This window comes from Bradyrhizobium uaiense, assembly GCF_010811875.1.
GTDB lineage: Bacteria > Pseudomonadota > Alphaproteobacteria > Rhizobiales > Xanthobacteraceae > Bradyrhizobium > Bradyrhizobium uaiense.
This window is the reverse complement of record NZ_VKHP01000304.1, coordinates 1-9,979: the sequence shown is the minus strand read 5'-3', so window position 1 is coordinate 9,979 and position 9,979 is coordinate 1. Positions and strand designations below refer to the sequence as shown.

At 60.0% G+C, this 9,979-nt stretch carries 5 protein-coding genes; 3 read left to right on the top strand and 2 right to left on the bottom strand.

All coding sequences use genetic code 11. The features are described 5' to 3' along the window. Positions 1-146: 146 nt before the first annotated feature. Positions 147-344, bottom strand: coding sequence for a hypothetical protein (locus tag FNJ47_RS55560; protein WP_488226105.1), 198 nt, complete (start codon positions 342-344; stop codon positions 147-149). A gap of 59 nt (positions 345-403) precedes the next feature. Here FNJ47_RS55560 and FNJ47_RS41155 point away from each other — a divergent pair, with 59 nt between their 5' ends. The 3 genes from FNJ47_RS41155 to xopAD all read left to right on the top strand — a co-directional run bounded on the left by FNJ47_RS41155 (position 404) and on the right by xopAD (position 8,774). Continuing rightward, positions 404-844: a hypothetical protein gene (locus tag FNJ47_RS41155; RefSeq protein WP_163161896.1), complete on the top strand. Its 441-nt coding sequence runs from the start codon at positions 404-406 to the stop codon at positions 842-844. Positions 845-1,398: 554 nt separating this feature from the next. Next, entirely contained in the window at positions 1,399-1,659 is a 261-nt protein-coding gene (locus FNJ47_RS51890) for a hypothetical protein (RefSeq protein ID WP_236000417.1), read from the top strand. Positions 1,660-2,186: 527 nt separating this feature from the next. Then, positions 2,187-8,774, top strand: coding sequence for a XopAD/skwp family type III secretion system effector (gene xopAD, locus FNJ47_RS41150; protein ID WP_236000416.1), 6,588 nt, complete (start codon positions 2,187-2,189; stop codon positions 8,772-8,774). Between the two features lie 950 nt (positions 8,775-9,724). Here the strand turns inward: xopAD and FNJ47_RS41140 are convergent. Further along, positions 9,725-9,979, bottom strand: a 255-nt coding sequence (locus FNJ47_RS41140) for an acyl-CoA thioesterase (protein WP_283811360.1), incomplete at its 5' end; no start/stop codon positions are given.

Genomic DNA, 9,979 nt, shown 5'->3' with positions numbered 1-9,979 from the left:
GCCATCCGCTCCCACGCCGCGTCGCTCAATACCAAACGGTCCATCACACCCAAGGCGGCCTCCCCAAAAGCAGCCTTGAATCTGATTTGCTCCTAAAAGGGAATCCTTAGAGTCCACACCACCTAGAGCTTGCTCATCACAGCCTATCATAGGCTGCACAAACTCGGTGCCCTTCCTGCAAGCCGGCCAGCGGGAATCGCAACAGGAATGCCGAGCCGGCGCAGCACTTCCCGCAGTTGGTCGGCCGTCCTGCCCCGGGCAGGCATCTTGATCTTCTGTGCTTCCAGGTAGGCCGATGCCAACAGTTCAAGCGCGGCCTGGCTGAGGATGATCCCGCTATCGATGCCCGATCCGTCCCCGCCTGCATTCCTGCAGCAAGGCGATCGACGCGCCCCCTCACCTCTTGCGGGACCGTGACGACGTCGAGCAGGCGCCTGGTCAGATACCTCCTTCTCTCGAGCTTAAAGCCAACCCCGATACCTTCACATTGACCGCTACCCGCACCGGCAAGCTCAAGGCGCTCAATCTCGAGACGGCCTTCGCGACAGGGGTTAAATTGATCCGGGCTGCCAGGGCTACGGGCGATGCTCTGGATCACCCTCAAGCTCCACGCGCCGTTGCCCGCGCGATCGTCGCCGCCACGTTGCAGATCTCTATCGAGCAAGGTATTCCGCCGCCGAGTTTGGCCCAGCTCGACGAGCTTGCGGACGAAACCGAACACGTTCTGCGCCGAGCCCAGGGATCAGCTTGGCCCTTTCAGTTGAGAGTCAACGGCGTCCTCAATGTCGAGCCAATTGTCGGCCGAGGCTCGTCAGCTTCTCGAAAGCTAGCGCCCCTAGTATGAGATCTCGGGGCAACTGACCAGCGCAAGGCCTTCGAAGCGGCTCTTGGCTCGGCCGCAGTGCAGATTGCAGGGGCATTTGTCAGATTTCGACAGGCTGTTGTTTTCGAGCTCGACGATCAGCTTCTCAACTTGAACCCCCTGCGGTCGGTACGCCAGATCCGAGCTGAGCTCGGAGGTTGCCAAACCTCGATCATCTTGAGCGAGAGTAGTGTGGATCAGAACAATTCGATCGACCGATGGAACCAGGCACTCCAAATGCGGCATTGACCATCTAGATGGGAAGCTTCGCGGCCGAGCGAGGTCATGTCATGACCCAAGAACCGAACCTATCCGCCCTTACTGAAACCTATCCGCCCTTACTGATCCGGGCGCGGCATTGATGCTTGTGCGCATTCGACGAAACGGGACAGCAATTTCACCACCATAGCGAACACATTGTCGCCTGAACCGGAGATGGACTTTGATGAATATTAGCGGACGTTGGCCGTCGGGCGCTTCCCAACCTTCAGCCGACGGGACTGAGGACACGGACGGGATTCGCACTGAATTGGGCGATGCCGGCGGAGAAGGAAGCCCATCGTTCGGCTCTGTCTTGCAGCGTATCTCTTCTGATTCTCAACAGTCTGGTAAACCAAATCGGGAAGCAAGCTCCTCACGTTCTGGCGCTGAACCTTGGCGAAGGGATCGAGCATCCGGAAGTTCGCAAGCACGTGCGCCCCGCCCTCGTCGCGAATTCCGGCAGCCTGAAACAGGAACGCAGAGTATCGAAGATAGCTTTCATGAACCGGGCGATAGATCTTATCGTGAGGCGCTAGATCGAGGGTCAAGCTTCCCACGTTCTCGCCGTGAACCCCGGCGTACCGATCAAGCACAAGGGAACTCGCAACTGGATGCGTCGCCACCACATGGGCAATTCGTACCCGATCTCCGGGTTGGGTCAGGAAGGTCGCGTGGCGGTGAAGTCGCTGCTGTGAGCGTGCAGGGGCAGCCCTATCGATCTGATCGTGATGCGCCAAATCGGCGAACAACCTCGGAGCGTTTTGGCAGCGAACATTTGCAGGACGATCGAGCAGCCGGGTCGTCGCAAACGGACGCGTTCTTGCGCGATAGCCAAGCCAGATCCACCCTCGGTGGCGGCCTCGGAAAGCGACGCCTCGACGAGGTGGCCGGCTCTAGCGTGCACGGTGCAACCTCGGAGCGACATAGACGCGCAGAGCTTGAAGAGCCGAGGTTTCGTACGGCGGTAGAAACGATTGACCGCGCATGTCGCGCCCACGACCTCTGTACATTTTCGACCGCTGTGGTGAACCATACAAAACAGGGACATCCTAAGCAGCTGAGGATGCCAGAACTGACAACCTTCCTGCAAAAGGCTGCGACCCATTTCAAGGATGTCTTCGTGCCGCGCTGGGAGGACGATGTTCGCCGCGGGAACTCTTGGGGCTACGCGACGACGTGCAACGCCGTAAGCCAGCCGGCTGGAGGTCAAGCAGGTCTGCGAGCCTGCCAGGCCATGGCAGGACAGGTATCGCGGCTTGATCGGCGGCTGATGAAGAAAGTCGAGCCGAAAGCGCTTTCGCTTCTGGCGTTGTCGTTCGGTCGTCACCCCGATTCGACGACCTGCCGCGACGCAACGAAGAAAATCGCCAGATTCTGTCGCGACGAAAACTGGGTACTTCACGAGCTGAACAGTCAAAATCTGTCATTACTGGTAAATGGGTTCAGCAAGTGGCCGAAAGAGGTGGACTGTCGCGACGGCATCGTTGCGGCTGCCAGAGAGGTCGACGGCCGCGACCGGCTCTCTGACTTTAGTCCGCAGTGCTTGTCGAACCTGGTAAACGGGTTCAGCAAGTGGCCGGAAGAGACGACCTGTGGCCAAGCCACAGCCGCGATAGCCAATGAGATCCTGGGTGTCGACCGCCTCTACGGCTTTAATAACCAGGGGTTGGCGAACCTGGCGAACGCCTTCAGCAAGTGGTCGGACGAGACGGCCTGTAGCCAAGCCACGGTCGCGATAGCCAATGAGGTCCTGGGCCCCGCCCGGCGTGCCGACCGCCTTTCAGGTTTTAATAGCCAGGGCTTGGCGAGCCTCGTGAACGCTTTCAGCAAGCGGTCGGACGAGACGGCCTGCAGCCGAGCCACGGCCGCAATCGCCCGTCAGGTCTGCGATAACGAACGGCTCTCAGCGTATAGTGCGCAGGAGCTGGCGAACCTGGTGAACGGCTTCAGCAAGTGGCCGGACAGTCCGACCTGTGGCCGAGCCGCAGTCGCGATGGCCAATGAGATCATTGGCTCCGATCGACGTTCCGACCGGCTCTCAACCTTCAACCACCAGGAGCTTGCGAACCTAGTGAACGGCTTCAGCAAGTGGCCGGGCGCGACGACCTGTGGCCAAGTCACCGCCGCCGTTGCCAGTGAGATCCTTCGCCGCCGCGCCGATTACAAGGACCGTTTCTCTGGTTTTTCGCCGCAGGAGTTGGCGAATCTGGCGAACGGCTTCAGCAAGTGGCCGGACAATCCGAACTGTGGCCGAGCCGCAGCCGCGATCGCCGATGAAGTCGATCGGAGCGGTCGGCTCTCTCAGTTTACTCCGCAGCAGTTAGCGAACCTGGTAAATGCCTTCAGCAAGTGGCCGGGTGCGACGACCTGTGGCCAAGCTACCGCCACCATTGCCAGTGAGATTCTCCGCCGCCGCGCCGATCACAACGACCGTGGTTTTACGCCGCAGGAGCTGGCGAACCTGGTGAACGGCTTCAGCAAGTGGCAGGACAATTCGACCTGTTGCCGAGCCGCAGTTGCGATCGCTGATGAAGTCGGCGGGAGCGGCCGACTCTCTCAGTTTACGCCGCAACACCTGTCGAATCTGGTGAGCGGCTTCAGCAAGTGGCCGGACAATCCGACCTTTGGACAGGCCACAGCCGCGATCGCCAATGAGATCCTTGGCCCCGATCGGCTCTCAAGGTTAAATAACCAGGACCTCGCACGATTGGTGGCCGCCTTCAGCAAGTGGCCGGACGATCCGACTTGTGGCCAAGCCACAGTCGCGGTCGCCGGTAAGATCTGCGGCGATAACCGGCTCGCCGGCTTCAACAAGCAGGACTTGGCGAACCTGGTGAACGCTTTCAGCAAGTGGCCCGCCGAGACGGCCTGTGGCCAAGCCACGGTCGCGATCGCCAGTGAGATTCTCGGCTCCGACCGGCTCTCGCACTTTAATAACCAGGAGCTGGCGAACCTGGTGAACGCTTTCAGCAAGTGGTCCAAAGAAGGGGATTGTCGGGAAGCCACGGTCGCGATAGCCAATGAGATCCTTGACTCCGCCCGGGCCGGCCGGCTCTCAAGTTTCAATAGCCAGGAACTGGCGAACCTGCTGAATGGTTTCAGCAAGTGGCCGGAAGAGCCTGCGTGCTACCAGGCCGTAGTGCACATCGCGCGCGGTCTCGGTGGGGGAGATCGACAATTCGGCGTGTTCACGATGCCTGAGCTCAGCATGATCGCCAACGCTCTGGGGCGAGGTGTCATGAAGGCAGACGAGAGCGGAGAGATTGCCGAAGGCACTCCGCTGCGGGATCGGCTGCATCAGCTCGCCCATTACTTTCACTATGCCAATGATCGGCTGGAGCGGACGGATGTTCTGAACATCACCACCATTTTCAAGGTGCTGGCCAAGGCCCAGCTGTTCGACGACCTCGGTTTGCTTGCACCGTCAGGGCTAAATCGGCTCACCGAGTTACACCGCCTTCCTGGTTTCGCCGCCGAGAACAATCTCGAAACCATGGGCAATCTCTGTGCCGCTCTGCTGCCGCTGGCGCGCAGCCCGCGCAAGCAACTGCGCTGGCACCGCAGGCAAGCCCTGAACTTGCTGAACGACATCCAACCAGTTGTGGAGCACAAGATCGAGGCACACCTCAAGGCAAGCAAGGCTGGGCGGACCCGCGGACCATTCGCGAGCCGCTGCCCGGCCTTGTCAGTCTATCAAGTCCTGAAAGCCCGTGGGGTCCTGGAGAATTTTTTCCGGCGACCATATCTCGAGGGCAAGAGGCGCGATTTGCAGGTGAGGCAGCAGGAGCTGCAGCGCGGGACCAAGGAAATTCTGGCCAGCACGCGCACCCTCATCGCAAACGACCTTTCCAATATGAGCTGGAATCTGATCGCGCAGATCGAGGCCGAAAGTCCAGTTGATGCGCTGGATGCGTTCATGGCGCAGGATGCGGCCACGATCCGAGCTCAACATCCTGCCTCCGTCTTCGACGTCCATCAGGTGTTGCGATCCATGGATCACGAGCCGAGACCGCCGCAGGGTCAAGCAGGACTGATGCAGTTACCCGTCGTGGACATGCAAGGGCGGCGAATGGCTACCGAGCCCGAGACGCGATATTCGATTTTTCATCGCCTGACCTCGGGGGCCGTGCCAGTGGTCGCGGTGCAACTACCGGGAAAGCCGAGCGCCTTCATGTTGGCGCGTACGCTCGCCGTCAATGGTGTGCCATACCGCATGGACCTGTTCGGCGGAAGCAAGTTAAAGGCGCCGAGACCGACGGTGGCGGAGATCGCCGTCCGCGCTCCCGGCGAGCAGCCGACGACTTCCGGCGGCAAGCTATTGGCCATTCCGTATGCCGACACCGCGCCGGGCACGGACTTCGAGCAGCTCTTGCGGGCCTGGGCCCCCTTCAAAGAGGCTTACTACTACATCCAGCGCAGGGGCTTTGCGGCGCCTCCGGCGATCAAAGGGCTCGGTCCTCACGACTACGCGCTGGAGGGCACCTTCAGCTTGCTGCTTGCGCCGGACCGGCCTGGCAGCGATGAGCATCCTTTCAAACTGACCGGGCCGGAAGGCCCGATTGCCTTGCGGCCGCATGATGGCTGCGGCTTCATCAAGGCCTCGTTGGCAGAGCACATGCCAGCTGTTCTCCGGGCTTGCCACCAGGAAGGTCCAGATCGGATGCTTGCCTATGGTGAGGGAAGGAGATCGTCCGTGCCGGCCACGGCGCTGCAACATTATCCGCGCAGCGAGCAGGTGGCGGACGAGGCGCGCGAGAGGACCAGGACCTGGCTTGAGAGCAAGCAAGAGCAAAAGCTGACGTCCGAAGAACTGTTTCGCACCGTGACGGCCGGACACATTGACGGTCCCGGCGCAGTCACCGTCCCGTCCGGTGATGAATGCCTCCATGTGACGACACTCAAGAGCGACACGTTGTCTGGTGGCGTGCTGATCGGGCGAGCCCCCTATGACAAGCCGAACCTGCGCCCATTTGCCGCCGAGCGCGTCAAATCGGCACGCGACGGCGATCCGACCGCCACGTTTCTCGATAGCTGCGTGGCCATCCAGTACAGCTTTAATGTCGCACAAAAGTCAGGAGAGAAGCTAGCGGCCGAGGATCCCAGCCTCTTTGCCAAAGGCATTCTGATCGTGGTGCCGGATAACATGTGGCCGACCAACTACGCCGACCGTGGACTGGTGATGTCTGCCGAGGACGTCAAGTGCCATTCGGGCTGGACCAACAGCAAGGACCGCGTAAAGGCGGACACGCTGGTGGACTGCGTCGGCATCTTGCAGGCGACCGAGGTGTTCGCTGCGGGGTCGTTGGTCGCCGTCCCGCCCGCCGAACAGAAGAAGCTCGACGGTGATTTCGATGGGGATACCGTCGCTATCGTCGGCGACCGGCCGCAGCTTTATGAGCATGTACGCGAGTTCGATCAAAAGGAGCAGGCTCGCGGACTTCGCTCGCTCAAGCCGCCAAAGTCGCATACCCCAGCGATCGAGGAGGATCGTTACCAATTCAGTCGTGCCCGCCAGATCCTCGCCGCCACGCTAGGTGTCTTGGGGACTTATAGCACCCTGCAGCGAGCCTTTCTGGCTCAATCCGATCAGGCGCGGCGCTGGTTTGCCGAGCGGGCGATCTTTGGCATCTACGAGGGCGTTCACCACGAGCTCAGGCGAGATATCCGTGACCTATTGAACCAGGAGCGGGTGAGCGGCCAGGATATTCAAGACATGCTCGAGAGGGCGAGCGGTGATAGACAGACCGCGGACCATCCGCTCGCCCGTGAGGTGGCCGAGTTGCTCGTTGCTGACCTTGAGGCGTGGGCAGCGATGACGGATGAGCAGGTCCTGCCCGAAACAGTCGAAAGCGGGAGCGACGCAAATCCGATCTTGAGCGGACAGCTGTGCGAGCTTTTCCCGGACCTGGCGGAACACTATTCGGCCGCTTCTCAGCCACGCGACCGCATCGAGGCATTGCTCGACCATTATCCCGCGCGCATCGATCCCCGACCAGATGGGTACAATCCGGACGATCTGATCCAAAGCGCAAACAACCTCCTGAGTCTTGGCATCAAGGTCGGCACCGACGCCTACAAGTCCGACACGGGTGCCCGCCTCTTTCTGAAGAAAAGCGGTGAGCTCCAGCGCCTCCTGCAACAGACGCCGGGCCTCACGTCCGTACCCTACCTCAAGAGCATCGCGGCGCCTCTCAACCAGGGGAAGTTCGATGTCGATGCGACCCTTGAGGATCTGAAGGACAATCCGACGCTGGCGGCTTCAATCATGGAAACCTCGATCAAGCTTGCCGTGGAGAACCGCATTCTGCCCGAACCTTATCGGCGGCAGCCCACAGCTGGGGATTCCGCCATGAAGGTCACGCTGACCCGCGAGGAGGCTGTGGAGCGCGCCAAGATTGAAGCGTCTCGCGCTAAAAGCGAAGAGCAGGAAATCACCACAACGACACTCAACGTCGTCGATTCTCTCAGGCTAGCGGATATCGAGATAAAGTTGCCCCATTTCGATCGTCGCTTGAGATCGAATGGATCGATGACAGACCAGCTCACCGGGATGACCGCTAGCTCCGGCGGCGACTCGCAGCTGATCAGCAATGCCGTACGTCATGTGTTTGAAGTCCCCGACAAGGATTTTGCGCGCGCCGTCAAGAAGGCCATTCTGGCCTTTTGCGGGCAAGGCTACTCCGAGATCAGCACCACCAACTGGTTCAGGATGCGCAATCCGGCCTTTGTCGGTGTCAAGACTGTGCTCGCCACTCAGGGCGACTACCGCTTCGAGGTAGAATTCCATACTCGGGAGAGCTACAAGGCCAAGCTTGCCAATCACGACACCTATAAGGAGTTGCAGCGGGCGAGCAGCGGCGACGCACTGGATGAAAAGGCCGAAAGACTCCTGCAGCGCCTGCGTGAGGTTTGCAAGGAGGTCGCAATCCCCGACGGCGCCCAAGACATCCGCCACTGGGCGATCGAAGCGAATATCGGACGTGGCGCCAGCGCAGTCTTCGGATTGCGCGCTGCAGAACAACCAAGAAGGCCGGAGAGGTCAGCCATCGCAGGAGACATTTTCGCAGCCCTCGGCGCACGGCCGATCGTGCTCGTCGGACTTCCAGCCGCCGGCAAATCCACAATCGGCTCGGCACTCGCGCGCCGACTGGGATTGCCTTTCATCGACTCCGACAAACAGATTGAGAAGGCAACCGGCATATCGAAATCGGAGATCATCGCGACCAACGGCGAGCCGTGGTTCACGGAGCGAGAGGCGGAGGTGATCGCGCAATCGCTTGAGAAAGGGCCCGCGGTGCTTGCGATCGGTGGCGACTCGTTCATGCGTAACGAGACCAGAGACCTCGTCGGCGACAAAGCGGTTTCGATCTGGCTGCAGACCGACGAGACCGAGATTCGGAAGCGCCTTTCAAAGGACAAGAGCCGTCCATCGCTGCTGACCGATAACCCGCAAAAGACCTTCAAGGAAATGCTCGAGAAGCACACGTTGTATTATCGCCAAGCTGATATCACCCTCGTTCCGCCCCACAAGAGGAACAACAACAAGAATGCGGATGCATGCGTGCAGGTGCTGCACACCTATCTTTGCGGTGACCGCGCAGCGGTGCGCGGCAGTGACGCCACGTCAGGGTTAATCAAGGCGGAGGAATGACAAGCTTGGCCTGGGATTGGGCGTTGGTACGTCGGACGATCAGGACGTTACGCTTTTTCCGGCGTGGATCAGTTGATTGCCGATCGAATTGGCGATGCCGACATTACCACGATCTCACAGCTGGCATGGTGCGATCCGATACAGCTTTTGATACGGTCAAACCTCGCGGTTGACTATGTCGTCGACATCGTAAGCTAAGCCCCGGCCTGGGTTACCTGACCGACAAGCTTCCGATGTTAAGAGCTCTCGGGTTGCGGGGCGCATTCGAGATGAATGTTCTAGCGAAGGACCTTGCCGGAACTGATGAGGAGATGCGGAAGAAGGAAGCCATACTACCAGTTGCGGCCACGATGCTCCAGCCGACGCGCCCCTTGCTGTGGTGCCGGGCCGATCAATTTGCCTCGCGTTCTGCACGGGGGGGGGCAAGGTGCGGATTATCCAGTGCATGTTTCATCGCTCCACCGTCAGAAAAGGCGGGGAGACTGACCTACCGCAAATTGTCAACGCGTTGGGTCTGTCGCCGTGTGCTGCAGTCCATCGTAGGGTGGAAATTGGACGGCGGACGCCTCGGACTAGCCGAGCTCCTTGCAGTCATCGCAACGCGGCCTTCCAGCCGAACCTGGCTTGCGGTGAGCTTGCTTGATCTTCTTCCCGGCGGGGCAATTCGCTTCAACGATATAATCGCCCGATATGAGCTGCCAGTCCTTTTCCGGCGTATTCAGCCTTGCTGTCATTGACTCTTACTTGCCGGAAACGACTGAGACCTCGAAAAAGGAACGGGACCAGAGCATGTCGGGAAACGTCTCAAAATCGGGCGCCGCAGCCCGGTGGAGAGCACAAGGTAAGGTGTGCATGGTGAACTCTGGTTTGACGATATCGCAACAGAAGTCTAACGCCTTGATTTCATTGGGTCGCTGGAAGACCACAGCATGAACGAGGGGCAGATTTATCTAGGCCCTCTCCATTGCAAGCCTCAGCGACTTCGGTATGCGCTGCGCCTTTCCGCCTGAGATAAACGCCACGCGTACACGCGCCGTGACTAGGAGATCGTCTCCCCGCCGGCATTCCTGCAGCAAGCCGATCGACGCGCCCCTCACCTCTTGCGGGACCGTGACGACGTCGAGCAGGTCGTCCAAGATCGCCGGTCTTAGAAAATCGATTGTCATCGAACGGACAACGAAGGCAAAGCCGGGCGCATCGGTCTG